Annotated in this window: 17 protein-coding genes; 5 read left to right on the forward strand and 12 right to left on the reverse strand. The window is 67.7% G+C overall.

Annotation, left to right across the window (positions count from 1 at the left end):
* Nucleotides 1–265: 265 nt before the first annotated feature.
* The 7 genes from AC1DS6_RS32960 to AC1DS6_RS32990 all read right to left on the reverse strand — a co-directional run bounded on the left by AC1DS6_RS32960 (nt 266) and on the right by AC1DS6_RS32990 (nt 6003).
* Nucleotides 266–1834 carry an amidase gene (locus AC1DS6_RS32960; protein ID WP_477103995.1) on the reverse strand — a complete coding sequence of 523 codons (1569 nt, stop codon included), beginning with the start codon at nt 1832–1834 and terminating at the stop codon, nt 266–268.
* Nucleotides 1835–2047: 213 nt separating this feature from the next.
* A complete protein-coding gene (locus tag AC1DS6_RS32965) occupies nt 2048–2554 on the reverse strand; it encodes a c-type cytochrome (RefSeq protein ID WP_477103971.1) in 507 nt (168 codons plus the stop codon).
* 1 nt (nt 2555) lies between these two features.
* Nucleotides 2556–3041 carry a c-type cytochrome gene (locus tag AC1DS6_RS32970; RefSeq protein ID WP_477103972.1) on the reverse strand — a complete coding sequence of 162 codons (486 nt, stop codon included), beginning with the start codon at nt 3039–3041 and terminating at the stop codon, nt 2556–2558.
* Nucleotides 3038–3559, reverse strand: coding sequence for a methylamine dehydrogenase light chain (locus AC1DS6_RS32975; protein ID WP_441635507.1), 522 nt, complete (start codon nt 3557–3559; stop codon nt 3038–3040). The genes AC1DS6_RS32970 and AC1DS6_RS32975 overlap by 4 nt, the downstream gene beginning before the upstream one ends.
* Before the next feature lie 59 nt (nt 3560–3618).
* On the reverse strand, nt 3619–4206 hold the full coding sequence (gene mauD, locus AC1DS6_RS32980; protein ID WP_035875734.1) for a methylamine dehydrogenase accessory protein MauD: 588 nt from the start codon (nt 4204–4206) through the stop codon (nt 3619–3621).
* Between the two features lie 7 nt (nt 4207–4213).
* The gene (locus AC1DS6_RS32985) at nt 4214–4816 is read right to left on the reverse strand and encodes a MauE/DoxX family redox-associated membrane protein (protein ID WP_441635509.1); all 603 of its coding nucleotides are present in this window, start codon (nt 4814–4816) and stop codon (nt 4214–4216) included.
* On the reverse strand, nt 4813–6003 hold the full coding sequence (locus tag AC1DS6_RS32990) for an amine dehydrogenase large subunit (protein ID WP_477103973.1): 1191 nt from the start codon (nt 6001–6003) through the stop codon (nt 4813–4815). The genes AC1DS6_RS32985 and AC1DS6_RS32990 overlap by 4 nt, the downstream gene beginning before the upstream one ends.
* Nucleotides 6004–6423: 420 nt before the next feature.
* Between AC1DS6_RS32990 and AC1DS6_RS32995 the strand changes: the two genes are divergently transcribed.
* Nucleotides 6424–6600 carry a hypothetical protein gene (locus AC1DS6_RS32995; RefSeq protein ID WP_200876849.1) on the forward strand — a complete coding sequence of 59 codons (177 nt, stop codon included), beginning with the start codon at nt 6424–6426 and terminating at the stop codon, nt 6598–6600.
* 21 nt (nt 6601–6621) lie between these two features.
* On the opposite strand, the gene AC1DS6_RS33000 is transcribed toward AC1DS6_RS32995, so the two are convergent.
* Together AC1DS6_RS33000 and AC1DS6_RS33005 are read right to left on the reverse strand one after the other, a co-directional pair.
* Nucleotides 6622–6984, reverse strand: coding sequence for a translation initiation factor Sui1 (locus AC1DS6_RS33000; protein WP_441625877.1), 363 nt, complete (start codon nt 6982–6984; stop codon nt 6622–6624).
* A gap of 77 nt (nt 6985–7061) precedes the next feature.
* Nucleotides 7062–8066, reverse strand: a complete 1005-nt coding sequence (locus AC1DS6_RS33005) for a LysR family transcriptional regulator (RefSeq protein WP_441625879.1) — start codon at nt 8064–8066, stop codon at nt 7062–7064.
* A 248-nt stretch (nt 8067–8314) separates the two neighbouring features.
* Between AC1DS6_RS33005 and AC1DS6_RS33010 the strand changes: the two genes are divergently transcribed.
* From AC1DS6_RS33010 to AC1DS6_RS33020, 3 genes are read left to right on the forward strand one after another with little or no spacing between them, the layout of a single operon-like run.
* Nucleotides 8315–9289, forward strand: coding sequence for a Bug family tripartite tricarboxylate transporter substrate binding protein (locus AC1DS6_RS33010; protein ID WP_441626072.1), 975 nt, complete (start codon nt 8315–8317; stop codon nt 9287–9289).
* A 25-nt stretch (nt 9290–9314) separates the two neighbouring features.
* The gene (locus tag AC1DS6_RS33015) at nt 9315–10823 is read left to right on the forward strand and encodes a M81 family metallopeptidase (RefSeq protein WP_441626074.1); all 1509 of its coding nucleotides are present in this window, start codon (nt 9315–9317) and stop codon (nt 10821–10823) included.
* Nucleotides 10824–10861: 38 nt separating this feature from the next.
* The gene (locus AC1DS6_RS33020; protein WP_441625881.1) at nt 10862–11860 is read left to right on the forward strand and encodes a tripartite tricarboxylate transporter substrate-binding protein; all 999 of its coding nucleotides are present in this window, start codon (nt 10862–10864) and stop codon (nt 11858–11860) included.
* A gap of 43 nt (nt 11861–11903) precedes the next feature.
* Here the strand turns inward: AC1DS6_RS33020 and AC1DS6_RS33025 are convergent, their stop codons facing one another.
* The 3 genes from AC1DS6_RS33025 to AC1DS6_RS33035 all read right to left on the reverse strand — a co-directional run bounded on the left by AC1DS6_RS33025 (nt 11904) and on the right by AC1DS6_RS33035 (nt 15017).
* Nucleotides 11904–12770 carry an isocitrate lyase/PEP mutase family protein gene (locus AC1DS6_RS33025; RefSeq protein ID WP_477103974.1) on the reverse strand — a complete coding sequence of 289 codons (867 nt, stop codon included), beginning with the start codon at nt 12768–12770 and terminating at the stop codon, nt 11904–11906.
* A gap of 78 nt (nt 12771–12848) precedes the next feature.
* On the reverse strand, nt 12849–13802 hold the full coding sequence (locus tag AC1DS6_RS33030) for a tripartite tricarboxylate transporter substrate binding protein (RefSeq protein WP_441625885.1): 954 nt from the start codon (nt 13800–13802) through the stop codon (nt 12849–12851).
* 93 nt (nt 13803–13895) lie between these two features.
* On the reverse strand, nt 13896–15017 hold the full coding sequence (locus tag AC1DS6_RS33035) for a TauD/TfdA family dioxygenase (RefSeq protein WP_477103975.1): 1122 nt from the start codon (nt 15015–15017) through the stop codon (nt 13896–13898).
* 144 nt (nt 15018–15161) lie between these two features.
* On the opposite strand from AC1DS6_RS33035, the gene AC1DS6_RS33040 reads away from it, so the two are divergent.
* A complete protein-coding gene (locus AC1DS6_RS33040) occupies nt 15162–16052 on the forward strand; it encodes a LysR family transcriptional regulator (RefSeq protein WP_441625889.1) in 891 nt (296 codons plus the stop codon).
* Nucleotides 16053–16069 lie beyond the last annotated feature (17 nt).

The following is a 16069-nucleotide window of genomic DNA, read 5'->3' on the forward strand; positions in this document are numbered from 1 at the left end:
GCTTAACTGCTTAACTGCAAAGTCAAAGGCGGTTTCACCCCCCTGCGGGGGGCGACCTACTTTCTTGTCTTGCCAAGAAAGTAGGCAAAGAAGGCGCCCCATACGGCCTGGTACACCTTGACGGCTCGCTTCGCATCGCGCTGGGGTGTGGACCGCCCTTGGGGGCGCTCCACACGGCTACACCGGGTCGTGATCTGGCGCCATCGCTCTTCTTTGCGCCGCCTGCGGGAGAGGACGGGCGCTGGCAGGAGTGTGATGTCTCGCTTTACCCCATCATCGCCGACGGCAGCCGCTTGCCCACCCAATCCCGCTCTTCTTCATAAGCCCGTGCCAGGCGCAACACCGACAGATCATCCCGCGGCCTTCCAATCAGCTGCATCCCCATCGGCAACCCCTGCGGCCCGAATCCCACCGGGACGCTGATCGCGGGGCATCCCGACAGCGTCCACGGGAACACCACTTCCATCCAGCGATGATAGGTATCCATCTCGCGGCCGGCGATCTGCTTCGGCCAGGGCTGGTTCACGTCGAAGGGAAACACCTGCGCGGTCGGTACGGCGATGTAGTCGAAATCCTTGAATACGCCGAGCAGTGCCTGATACCACGCGGTGCGTTCCATGCTGGCGGCGTAGATATCGCTGGCGCTGAGCTTGAGCATGCCTTCGATTTCCCAGATCGCGGCGTCCTTGAGCAGCGCGCGCTTGGCCGGGTCCTGGTAGAAGGCCAGCATGCCGTTACCGACCAGGAAATGACGGTGCACCAGCCACGTCTTCCAGAGCCGCTCGGGCGAGAACGGTGGCTTGATGGCTTCCACGCTGACGCCGAAGGCCGGGAAGGCCTTGAGCGCGTCTTCGCACAGCGGCAGGATGCCGGCTTCCATCGACAGGTAGCCATGCCAGTCACCCAGCCATGCCACGCGCTTGCCCTTGAGGTTGGTCTTCAGCGCGTCGGCTACGTTGGCGGGAGTGAGCGTGGCCAGCACGGGGTCTTGCGCCAGCGCTTGCGGTGTGCGCGGATCGGGCCCGGCTTGCGTGGCGAGCAGCAGGGCCACGTCGGCCACGGTGCGTGCCATCGGCCCTTCGTAGCCGAGTTGCTGGATAAAGACTTCGGCGGCCGGCCCGTAGGGCACGCGGCCGGCGGAGGGCCGCATGCCGTAGACGTTGCAGAAGCCGGCCGGGTTGCGCAGCGAGCCGCCGAAGTCGCTGCCGTCAGCTACCGGCAGCATGCGTAGCGATAGCGCCGCCGCCGCGCCGCCGCTGCTGCCGCCGGCGGTGCGGCCGGCGTCGAACGGGTTGCGGGTGGCGCCATAGACCGGGTTGAAGGTTTGCGAGCCCAGCCCGAATTCCGGCGTGTTGGTCTTGCCGATGAGCACCGCGCCGGCGGCGCGTGCGCGCTCTACGATGATGGCGTCCACGGTCGGTACGTTGTCGCGAAAGATCGGGGTGCCGAAGGTGGTGCGGATGCCGCGTGTGAGCGCCAGGTCCTTGGGCGCCTGCGGCATGCCGTGCATCCAGCCCGCAGGGCGTCCGGCGGCGAGCGCCTGGTCGCAGGCGGCGGCTTCCTGCAGCAGCACCTCGCGCTCGCGCAGCGCCACGATGGCATTGGCGCCGGGATTGACCCGCGCGATGTGGTCCAGATAGGCGGTCATCACCTCGCGGCTGGAAAGCTGGCGTGCATGGATGGCGCGCGAGAGCTGCCATGCCGGCATCATCACGATGGGGTTCGGGCCGCTTGCCGCCGGGCCGGCCGAGGACGCGCCGGATGCGTTCGATGCCCCGCCGCTGCTGGCGGGAGGCGCCGCGCTGGCCCCGCTTGCGGCTACGCCCGCTGCCATGCCGGCAAGCGTCGCGCCCGCGAGACGGCCTAGCAAGTCGCGCCGCAAGCGCTGTTCGGGACTGGCCGGCGCGGCGCCGGTGCCTGCGTCTTGTGGTTTGCCGCTATTGGTGGTGTTGCCAATGGGGTTCATCGTCTCATTCCTCGGTCTTTGTCCTTGTCCCGCGTCTCTGGCTTTTCCTGCCGCGATGATGCGCCTGGGTACGTGAGTCTGTCACATCGGCCGCGGGCTCGCGCGGGCGGTGGTGCCCGGCGTTGCCGCAGGTGTTGCATCAGGCAGGGCACCGGCGCCGCCCAGGATGGCGGCGCGATGCGCGCTTACGTCGTCGAGCGGCTGGCGGCGGTAGCGTCCCACTTCCTCGGTGCTGAACGCGGCCACATCGCGGTGTCCGGTCAGCTCGGGCAGCAGCCAGTTCATCAGGCCGGCGATCTCGCTGTCGCTCAGCGCGGAGGCCGAGGTGCCGGGCACCTGGATCAGGAAGGCGCGGCCGGCCGGCGTGACAAGCAGCAGCGGCGCGGTCTCGCGCATGTCGGGAATGCCGGCCCCGGGTTTGCCGCGGCCGTCGGGCTGGTGGCAGCCGGAGCAGTGCAGCAGATAGTTGTCGCGCGCGTGGCGCAGCTCGGCCTGCGCGCTCGCGGCGGCCGACAGCGTGGCCAGCGCCACGAATGCGAGGCCGCGCAGCGTGGCCGGACGCGAGGAGCGTGGTCGCGGCGATGCCATGTCATTGCCCCGCATCGCGCAGCTTGCGCACGGCGCCGGGGGTCTTGCGCTCGGCACGTGCGCGGGCCAGCGCATCGGGGCTCACCGCTTGCTCCGGTACGCCGTTGCTCGCGGCCAGCCAGGACAACACGGCGGCGAGCGCATCGTCGGGCAGGCTGGCGAAGCTGGGCATGATGCCGTTGAACGACTGGCCCTGCGACTGGATCGGGCCGGCGAGTCCATGGGTCAGTACATTGGCCAGATAGGTTTGCCCCGCCGGCGACGCCAGCCGCTCGCGCAGCGCGCCGGCCAGCGGGGGCGCCACGCCGGCAATGCCGGATCCGTCGGCATTGTGGCAAGCGGCGCAATGGGTGCCGAACAAGGCCTTGCCCTGATCGGCCAGCGAGTCGGCAAGGGCGGTGCCCGCGGGCGCTGCGCAAGCCATGCACACGGCCAGCAGGCGAGCGGGAACGGAGCGTGGCGGCAGCCACGGCAAGGACAGCTTCATTCCTGGACTCCGAGGATGATCGAGGTAGTGCAATGGAACATGGTGCTGTCGTTGCTCATGCACCAGTTGACATCGTTGTGCACGCCCAGCCGGTAGCCCGGCCGCTCGCGTTCGTTGGTATTGCATTCGCAGCGCCCGCAGGTGGTCTTGCCGCAGCAATCGTTGTAGCTGACCATGTAGTCCTTGCCGTCGGCCGGGTTGTGGCAGGTGCCTACCCACGAGACGCGGGAGGGCTCGGTGCCGGGCGGGCAGGTGGTGGAACTGCCGCCGCAGCACGAGCACAGGAAACCGTCCACGGCGCAGTATTTCCAGTAGTCGCAGGCGGTCTCGTCGTTTGCCTGCGGGCCGGCGGCCTTGCCGCCATGCGCGACCGCCGCATGCGCGCTGCGGTCGAAGGGCAGGACGGGCAATGCCATCGTGCCCACCATGACCTTGCCAAGCGTGGCCAGCATGCTGCGCCGGCCGGTGCGCTGCGCCGCGCGCCGCGTCTGGTGTTCGAAAAATCGGTCAAGCCACATTGCTTGTTTTCTCCTGCCTTCAGTCAGGTTCACTCGGGTTCAGTCAGGCTCAGCCGCATTCAGGCGCGCGTTTCCAGGAACTGCTGCACCGAGCCCACATTCAGGTCCATCGCGGTGAACAGGCTCTCCAGCTGCTCGCGCGAATTCACCAGGCCCTTGGCGCGCAGCGTGCCTTGCTCGTCCATCAGCACGCCATACGGCAGCTTGCCGATCTGCAGGTGCATGCCTAGCTCGGGCGACAGCACATAGGGGAAGGCTTCCAGCCCGGCCTGGCGCAGGAAGGCGAGGTGCTCCGGCTGCTCGCCGTCCGAGGCGAGCACCACGCGCAGCCAGCCGGCCTCGCTGGCCTGCATCGACTTCAGCACCGGCAGCAGCTTCTTGCACACCGGGCAGGTGGGCGAGAGAAAGAACAGCAGCGTGCTGCGCGGCTGCGCGCCGCCCACCGCAACCGGGCCGCCGCGCACGTCCCGCAGGGCAAAGGGCGGCAGCGCATCGCCCACGCGCGGGCCGGCGTCGATCACCAGCGCGCCCATCGGCGCGACCCGTTCGAACAGGATGCCGACCTGGCGGGCCAGCGCGTAGAAGCCGAACAGGAGCGCCAGCACGGCGATCCACAGCACGATATTGGCAATCACAAGGGCAGTCATGGCAGTCTCACGAGTAGGTTGAATGGGTGCGGCGAGAGGGCGCGGCGGCGCGATCGGCATTGACCAGCACTTGCGTGGCGCCGAGCCACAGCAACAGCAGCGCAAGCGCGCAGAAGCCGGCCGCCAGGTAGTCGAGCAAGGTGAACGCGCGCGGCGCCGCGTCCGCCGCCAGGCCGGCCGCCGTTGCCGCGGCCAGCCCCAGCACCGCGAGCAGTCCAAGGTTGCGCGCCAGCAGGCCCGGCGAAAGGCGCAAGCTGTCGGCGGCGCTGCCGCAGCCGCAGCGGATGTCGCGCCGGCCGCGCAGCAGGTTGATGCCCACCGCGCCGCTGGCGATCGCCACCACCAGGGCCGCCAGCAGCGCCGCGCCCGGCTGCAGCGGCGTGGCTACCAGCGCCGCCACGCTGGCCGCCTCGGCGCCGGCATAGGCCAGCGCCACCCAGCGCGACCATGCCTGCGGCATCAGCCGGTAAGCACTCACGGCGGCCTGGAAGCCGGTGAAGTCGCGCAGCTTGGGCCAGAGGGAATGCGCCAGCACCAGCGCGGCGGCGGCGGAGCAGGCCGCCACCATGACGGGATCGCGCAATACGTCGGAGATTTCGGCGGCGCTCATTGATGCAGCTCCAGTTGCACCGCGTTCTCCGCGACCTGGTCCAGGCGGGATATCGGCTTCAGTCCGCGGGCCGGGTCCAGTGACACCACGCCGGCCTTTGCCGCGTCCAGCACGTAGAGCGTTGGCTGGGAACCTTGCGTGATCGTGAGCGCCAGCGCGTTTTGCCCCGGCGCGCGGGCAACGCGCTTGCGCTGGGCCAGGTCGATGGTCCAGATCTCGGCGGCGGGCGACTTGTGCGATCCGTCCTTGGCGCGCGGATGCATGCCCAGGTACAGGCGGCCGGTGGCGGCGTGCAGCGCGAACAACTGGTAGCCGCCCGGCTTCCAGCCAGCCTTGCGGTCGGCGGCGTCGACCACGGGCCACGGTTGCGCGAACGCTGGCGTCTCGTCCGAGAGGTCGGCGCTGTACACATTGCCGTTGAAGGACACGAAGGTCAGCGTGTTGCCGACGCGCTCGCTGTGCAGGAAGACCGGATCGGTATCGGGATCGAACATGCGCGCGCTGCGCTTTTGACCGCTGGGCTGGCCACTGGCGTCATGCGTCACCGTCAGCATGGTGCCGTCGCCGCACAGGGTGCGAAAGCGCAGGCTGGAAGCCTCCGTGGCAAACACGCCCCAGCATCCCGGGGTTTGCGCCTCCGCCACGAACTTGCCGGCCTGCAGGTCAACGATACTGACCGTGGTGGCCGGCGTGGCGTTCTGCACGTAGAGGAAATGCCCGTCGGCGGACACGGTGGCGATGCTCCGGTAGTTCAGCGACTGCGCATGTTTGGGCGGGATCACGATCTCGCTGCGGTAGGCCAGCGTGGCGGTGTCATAGAGGCTGACCACGTCGGTGCGCTCGCCGCGCGCCAGCCGCGTGTAGAACGTGGAGATCACATACAGCGTGCGCCTGTCCGGCGACAGCACGCTTTGCCCGCCGAACGCGGTGGGTACCAGCCCGAGGTAGCGCATGCGCTTGCCGTCCACCACGTGCAGGCGCCCGTCCACCATGTGCTTGAACGCCACATCGGAGATATAGAGGCGGCTGTCGTCGGCGGGCGCCAGCGCCTGCACGGAAAGGGTTTCGGGCGGCAATTCGGCGGCGTTGGCGGCGGGCGCAGGCATGGCGAGCGCGCTCAATATCGCCGCTGCCGCCAGTCCCGTGCCCGGCCGTCGCGTGAAGGCCCTGGTGCTTACCTCGTTCACTTGCTGGCTCCTTGGTGCGCTTTGCAATGAGGCCAGTCTACGAACGCGCGTGGCAGGGGCGTTATCCGAAATCGGCAACCGCGGCACGGGGATATTCACCGATGCCGGCGGGCGATGGCTTGCCGCGGGACGTGCCTTCAGCGCCACAGCGGGTGCATGGCCGCTGGGCCGCCAACGTGGCTGCGCCCGCCGGCGGTGCCCGCCAGCCCGCCGCCGCGCGATCCTGCACCGCGGCTGTGCGCGGCCAGCCGCGCGGCGGGCTGGCGCACGGACGCAGGGCTATCCGTTTTCGGAAACGGAGCAGAATAGGCGGAGAGCGCGAAGGAGGCGAGGCAGAGACGCCGATGCGCAGGATGGCGCACCAGCCGGGGCCGCATTCGCCCGCCGTGCTACGATCCGCGCCTATTACGGAGAATGAAGATGTTTTTTACTTGCCAGAACCAGTCGTGCCAGACGCGTTGGGACCCCAAGGACGTGACGGTCAAGGACGAAGGCCAGGGCCCGCTGTTCCGCTGCCCAGTGTGCAATTCCCGCAACCCGGTCGTGCCCCAGCGCAAGGCCGACGGCAGCATCGTTTACAAGCAGCGCACCAGGTAAGCGGATCCCGCGGACTCTTGCTCAGCCACCGGCCCGCTTCACCGTCATGCCGCGCTGACGGAGTTTTTCCATCACCGTGTCGCAGTGGTCGCCCTGGATCTCGATCACGCCATCCTTGACGGTGCCGCCCGAGCCACAGGCGGCTTTCAGTTCCTTGCCCAGTTGCGCCAGCGCCAGCGCATCCAGCGCGATGCCGCGCACCAGCGTCACCCCTTTGCCCTTGCGGCCCTTGGTCTCCCGCGAAACCCGCACGATGCCGTCGCCCTGCGCGACCGGCCGGGCCTTGCCGCAGGTGCAGGCCGCCAGCGCATTGCCGCAGCCGGGGCACATACGGCCGTGTTCCGTGGAGTAGACCAGCGAGCTGGCGGGTTTTTGCTGTGACATGTCCGGGGTCCGGTTGGCGGGCTGGGCAGGCAGCGTACGGCAAGCGTGCGCGCGCTGCAAGAGGCGAGCGCCGCTTGTCACGAGCCGTTCGCCGGGTTCATCAATCCCGCATTGGCCAGCCACGCCGACGGATCCGCCGGCATCTCCGCCGCGTGCTGCAGGATGAAATCGCGAAAGGCGCGCGCCGGGGCGCGCGGCGCCAGCGCGCCATTCCACACCATGACCACCGGTTCCACCTGGCTTGCCAGCTTGAACGGCAGTACCGTGGCGAGATTCGCCGCCGCCAGTTGGGCGGCGATGCGCTCGGGGTACACGGCCAGGAAGTGCGCGGCCTGGAGCAGGTTGACCGTCATGGTCACGTCGCTGGTCCGGATGCCGCGCTCCGGCGGCGGCATGTCCAGCGCGCGGAATGCGGTGTGCAGGTGGTGCAGCATGCGCGCGCCATGCGCCGGAATGCACCACTGCTGGTCGGCCAGGTCCTGCGCGGTGATGCGCGCGCGCCCTAGCAGCGGATGCGTCGTGCTGGCGACGATGACCAGTTTCTGTCCGGGAATGATGGGCGCATGGCGCAAGTCCTTGCGTTCGAGGCGTGGGTCTTCGTAGGCAAACAGCAGATCGAGTTCGCCTTCTTCGACCTGGCTGATCAGGTCCATGATGCCGCCATCGATCACGCTGATATCCACCCCTGGATTGCCCGCATGAAAGGCGCAGAGCAACTGCGCCAGTGCGGGCTGGACCGATGTGGTCCGGTAGGCCAGGCTCATCTGGCCTCGCGTGCCCGCGCGCACGGCTTGCAGGGACTCGGCCAGGCGGCTCAGTTGCGCCGTCACCAATGCCGCGCCGTCGATCATCTCCCGGCCGATGTCGGTGGCGCGCATGCCGCGGCGTCCACGTTCGAACAACGGCATGCCCACGATGGCCTCCACTTCGCCCAATGTCTTCGACACCGCCGCCGGGCTGATATGGAACCGTGCCGCGACTTCGGCCGCACTCTGCAGCTCGTCCAGCGCAAGGATGACGCGCAGGTGCCGGAACTTGAGTCGGGCGAGCAGGGCGTGAACGGGATGGACGGCGGGCGGCATGGGGGATTCCAAGGGAGATCTGCGGCGATAAAAAAGCAGGAAGACCTCGCCGCGGCATTAACCAGGTCATTAACCAAATGCTCAACAACTATCAATTTTAATTCGCTTTTGGTTGATTGTGGGCTCCTCTATAGTGAGCCATCGGAGTGCCGTCATGAGCACGCCTCTTCCCCGGCAGGCCTGCGTCGCGCCGCCGTTCCCGCGGCAACGGGAAGCACAAAGATCCAAGGTCAGGAGACAAGCAAGTGATCAAGTTCAGTGCAGCAGTCAAGGCGGCCATCGCCGGCGCCAGCCTTCTCTCCGCGAGTTTCGCGGCCCATGCAGCCTGGCCCGAGCGGCCGTTGCGGCTGGTCGTGCCGTTCCCCGCGGGCGGGTCCTACGACATCGTCGCGCGCACGCTGTCCCAGAAGCTGGGGAAGCGGCTCGGGCAACCCGTCATGGTCGAGAACATCGCGGGCGGCGCCACCGTGCCTGGCGTCATGTCGGCCCTGAAGGACAAGGCGGAGGGCTATACCCTGCTGCTCGCCAGCGATGGCTCGCTCAACATCAACCAGTACGTCATCAAGGGCCTGCGCTACAACCCGGACACCGACCTGACGCCGGTCACCATCCTGAACACGGTGCCGCACTGGATCGTCGCCCGCTCCGACCGCAAGGAGGGAAGCCTGACCGACCTGAAGGCGTATATCCGCAGCAACCCCGGCAAGGTCTCGATCAGCATCAACACGGTGGCCGGTGCGGCCCACCTGGGTCTGGCCAGCTGGAAGCAAAGCAACGGCCTGGACTTCACCATCGTTCCCTATCGCGGCTCGCCGCCGGCCATGGCCGATCTCATCGGCGGCCAGACCGACGCGCACGTCGACGTGATCGGTTCCTCGGCGGCCTATGTCACCGACGGCAAGGTCAAGCCCCTGGCCACGCTGCAGGGCCATGCCGTCACGCAGTTCCCCAGGGTGGAGACGCAAAAGGCCGATAGCCCCGATGCACTGCTGGTGCGCGCCAACCTGGCGCTGGTGGTGAGGACCGGCACGCCCCAGCCGATCATCGAGCGGTTGTACAGGGAGGTGAAGAGCAGCGTGGAAGAGCCTGACTTCATCGCACGCCTGCAGTCGCTGGCTTACGAACCCGTGCTGAGCCCGCCCGCGCAGGCCCGCAAATTCCTCCAGGCCGAGTCCGCCCGCTATGGCGCGATCGCGAAGGCAGTCAACCTCGATGCAAACTAAAGCCATGCAGCCCAAGGATAAGAAGATGCGCTTTGTCATTGCCCTGATGCGGCATGAAACCAATACTTTCTCCCCTATCGCGACGCCGCTCTCGTCGTTCTGCCGGGGCACGGGCGTGGATGGGCCGGTATCCGGCGAGGCTGCCATCCGCGCCTGCGAAGGCACCAACAATGCCGCCGCGGCCTTTATCGACATGGTGCGCAGCCAGGGCGACGAGTTCGTCATGCCGCTGCTGGCCAACGCGGTGCCGAGCGGCATCGTGACCGCCGAAGCGTTCGAATCGATGGCCGGGGCTATCGTGGCGGCGGTGCGCGAAGGCTGCGACGCCGTCATGCTCGACCTGCACGGCGCGATGGTGGCGCAGGGCTATCCCGATGCCGAGGGCGAACTGCTCAGGCGCATCCGTGCCGTGGCGCCTGGCGTGCCCATTGCGGTAGCGCTGGATTTCCACGCCAACTTCAGCGATACGCTGGTGGGCAATGCGACGGCCATCGCCGGCTACTGCACCTATCCCCACGTAGACGTGTACGAGACCGGCGCGCGGGCGGCGCGTACCTTGATGGCCGCGCTGCGCGGCGAGGCCACGCCGGTCATCCTGTCGCGCACTTTGCCGATGCTCACGCATATGCTGCGGCAGACCCCGCAGGACCAGCCCATGAAAGACATCATGGACCGCGCCATGGCGGCGGAGCGCGATGGCGAAGTGCTCAATGCCTCGGTGTTTGGCGGATTTCCGCTCGCCGATATCCCGCACGTTGGCCTGACCGTGGTGATCGTGGCCGATGCCGGGCGCGAGCATGCCGCGCGCCAGTTGCTGGACGAACTGACGGCAATGGCCTGGGCACGCCGCGCCGACTTTGTTTTCCCGATCGAGCCGATGGCGGAGTCGGTGGCGCGTGCCAGGACGCTCGACGGCGGCCCCGTGGTGCTGGTGGACCATGGCGACAATTGCGGCGCCGGCGGCCCGACCGACCAGATGAGCGTGCTGGCCGAAGTGATGCGCCAGGGCCTCGACGATGTCGTGGCCGGCCCGTTCTGGGACCCGGCCGCCGTCGAACAGATGATCCGGGCGGGCATAGGCCAGCAGATCACGGTCGCGGTGGGCGGCAGGACCGACATGCCGGCGTTGCGCCTCAAAGGCCAGCCCCTGACGCTGACCGGGCGGGTGAAGTGCATTACCGATGGCAACTACCAGGTGACCGGGCCGATGTTTACCGGCGTACGGCTAAGCCTTGGCCGGGTCGCGGTGCTCGAGGCGGGCGGCGTCCTGGTGATGGTCTGCGAGAAGCCGCAGGAGCCGTTCGATACCGGCGTGTTCACGCATGCGGGCATCGACCTGGCGCGCAAGAAGTACATCCTGATCAAGTCGCGCCAGCACTTCCGCGCAGGGTTCGGCCCGATTGCCCGGCATATCGTGCTGGTGGCCGGACCGGGGGTTTGCAGCTCGGACTACAGCTTGTTTCCGTTCGAGAACCTCCGGCGGCCGATATATCCGCTGGAGCCGGACACGACGCTCGAGCCGGCCGCGGCATGACCCGGCACACCACACGGCACACCACACAGGACTCAGACATGCACAATCGCTTCTCTTGGCCTAAGCTGGCAACCGCGCTCGCGGCCGCCGTTGCCGTCGTCGCGGCAGGCGTGCCGGCTGCGGCCGGTGCCGCCAGCGCCGACACCCCCACACGCATCGTCATCGGCTTTGCACCGGGCGGAGCACTGGACGTGTTCGCGCGCACGGTCGCGGAAAAGCTGCGCGTCTCGCTCGGCGAAACCATTCTGGTCGAGAACCGGCCCGGCGCTTCAGCCCGGCTGGCGCTCGAATCCGTGAAGCGTGCCGCCCCGGATGGAAAAACCATCCTCATCTCGCCCGCGCCTCCGTTCACCATTTTTCCGCTGACCTACAAGCGGCTGCCCTACGATCCCGACAAGGATCTCGTGCCCGTCGCCTACCTGGCGGACGTGCCCCTGGTCGCCTCTGCCAGTGTCAGCCAGCCCTACAAGACGATGCCGGAGTACATCGCGTGGGTGAAACGCAATCCGGCATCCACCGGGTTTGGCCTGGTCACGCTGGGCGGCACCGTTCACTTCGGTGTACTCACGCTGCGCAAGGCCATCGATGTGCCGCTGACCCCGACGGCCTACCGTGGCGCGGCGATGATGTTGACGGATGAGATCGGGGGCACGCTGCCCATCGGCGTCGATGCGATAGGCGGCCAGATGGAACTGCACAGGGCGGGCAAGATCCGCTTTCTCGGCGTGACCGGCACGAAGCGCTCGGTATTGCTGCCCGATGTCCCGACGCTGCAGGAGGCCGGCGTACCGGGGTTCGACATGGCATCGGGCTGGTATTCCGCGTTTGTGCCCGCGGGCACGCCCGCGGCGACCGTGGCACGTCTGGAGAAGGCATTGCTGGACGCGGTGAAGGAGCCTGACGTGCGCGCCAGGATGGCGGCGCTCGGCATGGAGATGGCGGGACAGCCCGGCGCGCAAGCCCGCAAGACCATCCAGGCGCAGCGCGCGCAGTGGAAGCCCATCGTGGAGGCTTCCGGCTTTACGGCCGACGACTGATGCCAGGCGGAACCGGCCATCGCCCGGGAGATGGCCGCCGCCCTCACTCGCCGTAGCGCTGGCCCCGCGCGATCAGTTCCGGGGTGCCGATCACGGCATTCAGCCCGTCAAAGTCCAGCATGGCATCGCGCATCGGCGCGGTAGTGCCATGCTCAAGTAGCGTCGAGTAGTAATGCTTCATCTGCGCACCGAGGAAGCGCACGACGCCGCCAGGGAAGATCACGATCCGGAAGCCTTTGTTGCCCAGCGCGGCAGCACTCTGCACGGGTGTCTTGCCGCCTTCCACCATATTGGCAAGCAGCGGAATGCGTCCCGCGAAGCGCTCGCACACGAGGGCCATGTCTTCCTCGGTGCGCAGCGCCTCGATAAAGAGCGCATCGACACCGCACTCCACATAGGCCTCGGCGCGCTCGATCGCCGCATCGAGTCCTTCGATGGCAACCGCGTCGGTACGGGCAAGGATCAGGGTTTGCGGCGAGGTGCGCGAGTCCAGGGCGGCTTTCAGCTTGCCGCACATCTCGGCGGTGGAGACCACGCGCTTGTTGTCCAGGTGGCCGCACCGTTTGGGGAAGGTCTGGTCCTCGAACTGGATCATGGCGGCGCCGGCACGTTCGAGCGAACGCACGGTGCGGATGACGTTGAGCGCGTTGCCGTAGCCGGTATCGGCATCGACGATCAGGGGCACGTCGACGCGGTCGGTGATCCTGCCGACGATATCCGCCGTCTCCGTCGCGGTGGTCAGCCCCACGTCGGAGCGCCCAAGCTGGGTGTAGGCCACGGCGGCGCCGGACAGGTAGAGGGCTTCGAATCCCGCTTGCGCGGCCAGCAGCGCCGAGAACGCGTCATAGACGCCGGGCGCCAGCAGCACGCGCGGTTCGCGCAGGCGGTGTTCGAGCAACGGGGTGGTCATTGTATTTTCCAGGTGTGGCCGCGCATGGCGGCAGAGTCATCAGGCAACGTCATCAGGCTGCTGCTCCAGGCGACATTGTCAGGCAACCTTGGTATGGGTCACGGCGACTACCTTGGCCCAGCGGTCGATCTCCTTGCGCACGAACTGCGCGAAATCCTGCGCGCTGCTCCCCACCGGAACCAGTCCCTCCTTGAGCAAGCGCTGGCGCATGGCTGGCGACGCGACCGCCGCGCGCGCAGCCTTCTCGATTTGCCGGACCAGGTCGGGCGGCATATTGGCCGGGCCGAACAGGCCATACCATGAACTGTAATCGAAGCCGGGCACCACTTCGGCGATCGGCGCCACATCGGGGAACGCCTGCAGCCGTTGCGGCGTGCTGACGGCGATGGCCTTGAGCTTGCCCGCGCTCAGCAAGGGCTGAACGGTGGCGACATTGCCGAGCAGCAGGTCTGCCTGGCCGCCGACCACATCGGCCACGGCCGGCCCCGCGCCCTTGTACGGCACGCTGACGATATCGACTCCGGCTTCGGCTTTCAGCATCTCGCCCGCGAGATGGTTGGCGCTGCCCACGCCCGCCACCGCCAGGCTCAGGTGGCCGGGCTGCGCCTTGGCCAGTGCGATCACGTCGCGCAGGTTGCCGGCCTTGAGCGAGGGCCGGGCGACCAGGATCAGCGGAGAGCTGGCGATCAGGCTGATGGGCGTGAAATCCTTGAGCGTGTCGAACGGCAGCTTCTGGAACAGCGACGGGTTGATCGCATGGCTGGTATAGCTCAGCAACAGCGTACCGCCGTCGGGCTCGGCCTTGGCCACCGCACCCGCCGCGATATTGCCGGCGGCGCCCGGCTTGTTGTCGACGATGAAGGTGCGCCCCAGCCGGCTTTCCAGTTCCATCGCAAGCGAACGCGCCACGATGTCGGTGCCGCCGCCCGGCGTTGCGCCGACCAGCAGCTTGGTCACGGTGGTCGCCGCCCTCAGGTCGGGCGGGATCAGCAGGGCCGCGGACAGCAGCGCCAGGAAGTCGCGTCGTTGCATGTTGTCTCCATCTCTTGCTTGTCGTTATAGTGCGTCGGCGGGATCGAGCCCGCCGCGTGGGGCGTGTTTGCTACTTGCTACCTGGCGGCAGGATCAGTCCGCCATTGCCGATGCTGGCGCCGGCACGCCGGGCGTCCATGCCCGCAACGGCATGCCCATCGCCGCAGCCTGCCGCGCTTCGAACACGGCAAACGCTTCCGGCCGCGCGGCGCCGCGCAGGCCGCCCCTGACCGCGCCGGCACGCACGTCGTCAAAATACTCGGCCCAGTCATCGGGCAAGGCCTGCGCCGACGGCACGGCCAGCCACAGCCGCAACAGATGGCGCTTGCGGTCCATCTCCTCGTAGTCCTCGAAATGGGTCCGCGAGTGCACCGTCACGTAGTTGTTCAGCAATTGCATGTCGCCGGGTTCCAGTGACATCGAGAAGCAGAGTTGCGGGTCCGTCAGCAGTTCGTCGAGCAGGTCCAGCGCGTCTTGCTGCGGGCCGGTCAGGCGAGGCACGGTGTCGAAGTCCGCTTGCGCGGCGACGATATTCTTCCGGTTGGTGCGGAACGCAAAATGGTCCGGGTGGTTGCCCAGGATGGACAAGCCGTAATACGGCGGTTGGGCCGGATCCTGCGCGCCCTGATAGCTGAAGTAGAAGCGCTGGCGCAGCACCGGCTCCAGGTCCGGCCGCCTGCGCCGTACCTCGTCGCGCAATGCGATCGAGCTGACCACCTTGCTCTCCCCGCCGCTCCTGGCCGCCCGGCGGCACAGCAGGGCAACCACGTCGCTGGAGTCCGTGTGGAAGTCCAGCGCGGCATTGGTGTTGTAGCCGCGCCCGTTCCTGGTCTTGTAGGCCGCGCCGATATCGCGCACATCATTGAGGAATTCGCTGGCGCGGTTCTGCGTGCGCGCCACGCCCATGTGCAGGCCCATGCACCAGTAGGCCAGGCGCGTGTCGTCCTCGGTCCACTTGTCGACCGGAAAGCCCTTGAGCAGGCACATGCCCCACCGGCCCTGCGTGGCGGCGATGGCCCGGTCCAGCGCTGCCCGCGCCGCGGGGCTGAGTGGAAAGTCTTCCTGCGCCAGGTCGAGAAAGGCCTTGCCGGTGGCCTTGGCATGCGCCAGCGCGGCGTCGAAACTGGCCACCTCATCGGCCGACAGGCGTTGAATCCACGAGGTATCTTTTTGCGCATCCGGGGCATGCCAGGCGGCGGGGCTGAAGGCGGTCATGGCGGGTTTGGTCTCCGTTTGATGGGTATCGCTGGCGCAATCGCAGCGGTCTTGCCGATCTTGCGTTGTGCCCTGAGACCAGTCTAAGCTGCGCGAGAGCCAAGAAATAGTGATGAAAATTCGCGCCTTACATAAGGAATCTTGATGAAGCTCGAAGCGTTCTCCACCCTCCAGGCGGTGATCGAGGAGGGCTCGTTCGCCGCGGCCGCGGCGGTGATGCATCTCACCCCCAGCGCCGTGAGCATGCAGATGAAGCAGCTGGAGCAGTACGTGGGCCAGACGCTCTTCGACCGCTCCGGCCTGCAGGTGCGCCCGACCGCGGCGGCCGTTGAGGTGGTGGCAGCGATGCGCGACGGGCTGCACCATCTCAATGCCTTGCGGCGACGCACGTCGGTCGCCATCGAAGGCACCTTGCGCCTGGGGATGATCGAATCGATCCAGCCGGTGCTGTTGCCCGGCACCATGCGCTACTTGAGGGATCGTTACCCGCGCCTGGCGGTGCGGCCCATACGCGGGCGCAGCGCGGGATTGATGGATGCCGTCAAGGCTGGCCAACTCGATGCGGCGGTGGTGGCCCAGCCCGAGAAAGGCCGCCTGGCCAGCCTGCGCTGGCATCCGCTCACGCAACGGGAAATCGTGCTGGTGGCCCCACCGGGGGAGCGCCCGGATTCGGCGGAGGCGCTGCTGCGCAGGCATGACTGGATCCGCTACGACCGCGGCACGGCCACCGGCGCAATGGCTGCGCGCTATGTCCACGCCCGCATGCCCGATAAGCGCAGCACCCTGGAACTTGACACCGTGCCCGCCATCGTCGCCATGGTCAGCGCCGGGCTTGGCGTCTCGCTGGTGCAGTTGATGGATCCCGGTATCTGCCAGATCTATCCGGTGCGGATCGTGCGGCTGGGTGCCGACGCGCCTACGCTGCGGATCTCACTGGTCATCCGCAAGGCCGACCAAGACAGCCGCCTGCTGCTGGCGCTGCACGAGGCCATGACCGCAACGCTGGGCGGGCGTTCCGCCTATGCGGCAATGTAGATTGCGGGCAATGCGCC

Source organism: Cupriavidus sp. 05L310, from assembly GCF_056398185.1.

Coding starts and splice junctions, on each gene's coding strand:
- AC1DS6_RS32960 (WP_477103995.1), bottom strand. CDS start 1,834: ATGGCAGCGGGCGTAGCCGCAAGCGGGGCCAGCGCGGCGCCTCCCGCC.
- AC1DS6_RS32965 (WP_477103971.1), bottom strand. CDS start 2,554: ATGGCATCGCCGCGACCACGCTCCTCGCGTCCGGCCACGCTGCGCGGC.
- AC1DS6_RS32970 (WP_477103972.1), bottom strand. CDS start 3,041: ATGAAGCTGTCCTTGCCGTGGCTGCCGCCACGCTCCGTTCCCGCTCGC.
- AC1DS6_RS32975 (WP_441635507.1), bottom strand. CDS start 3,559: ATGTGGCTTGACCGATTTTTCGAACACCAGACGCGGCGCGCGGCGCAG.
- mauD (WP_035875734.1), bottom strand. CDS start 4,206: ATGACTGCCCTTGTGATTGCCAATATCGTGCTGTGGATCGCCGTGCTG.
- AC1DS6_RS32985 (WP_441635509.1), bottom strand. CDS start 4,816: ATGAGCGCCGCCGAAATCTCCGACGTATTGCGCGATCCCGTCATGGTG.
- AC1DS6_RS32995 (WP_200876849.1), top strand. CDS start 6,424: ATGTTTTTTACTTGCCAGAACCAGTCGTGCCAGACGCGTTGGGACCCC.
- AC1DS6_RS33000 (WP_441625877.1), bottom strand. CDS start 6,984: ATGTCACAGCAAAAACCCGCCAGCTCGCTGGTCTACTCCACGGAACAC.
- AC1DS6_RS33005 (WP_441625879.1), bottom strand. CDS start 8,066: ATGCCGCCCGCCGTCCATCCCGTTCACGCCCTGCTCGCCCGACTCAAG.
- AC1DS6_RS33015 (WP_441626074.1), top strand. CDS start 9,315: ATGCGCTTTGTCATTGCCCTGATGCGGCATGAAACCAATACTTTCTCC.
- AC1DS6_RS33020 (WP_441625881.1), top strand. CDS start 10,862: ATGCACAATCGCTTCTCTTGGCCTAAGCTGGCAACCGCGCTCGCGGCC.
- AC1DS6_RS33025 (WP_477103974.1), bottom strand. CDS start 12,770: ATGACCACCCCGTTGCTCGAACACCGCCTGCGCGAACCGCGCGTGCTG.
- AC1DS6_RS33030 (WP_441625885.1), bottom strand. CDS start 13,802: ATGCAACGACGCGACTTCCTGGCGCTGCTGTCCGCGGCCCTGCTGATC.
- AC1DS6_RS33035 (WP_477103975.1), bottom strand. CDS start 15,017: ATGACCGCCTTCAGCCCCGCCGCCTGGCATGCCCCGGATGCGCAAAAA.
- AC1DS6_RS33040 (WP_441625889.1), top strand. CDS start 15,162: ATGAAGCTCGAAGCGTTCTCCACCCTCCAGGCGGTGATCGAGGAGGGC.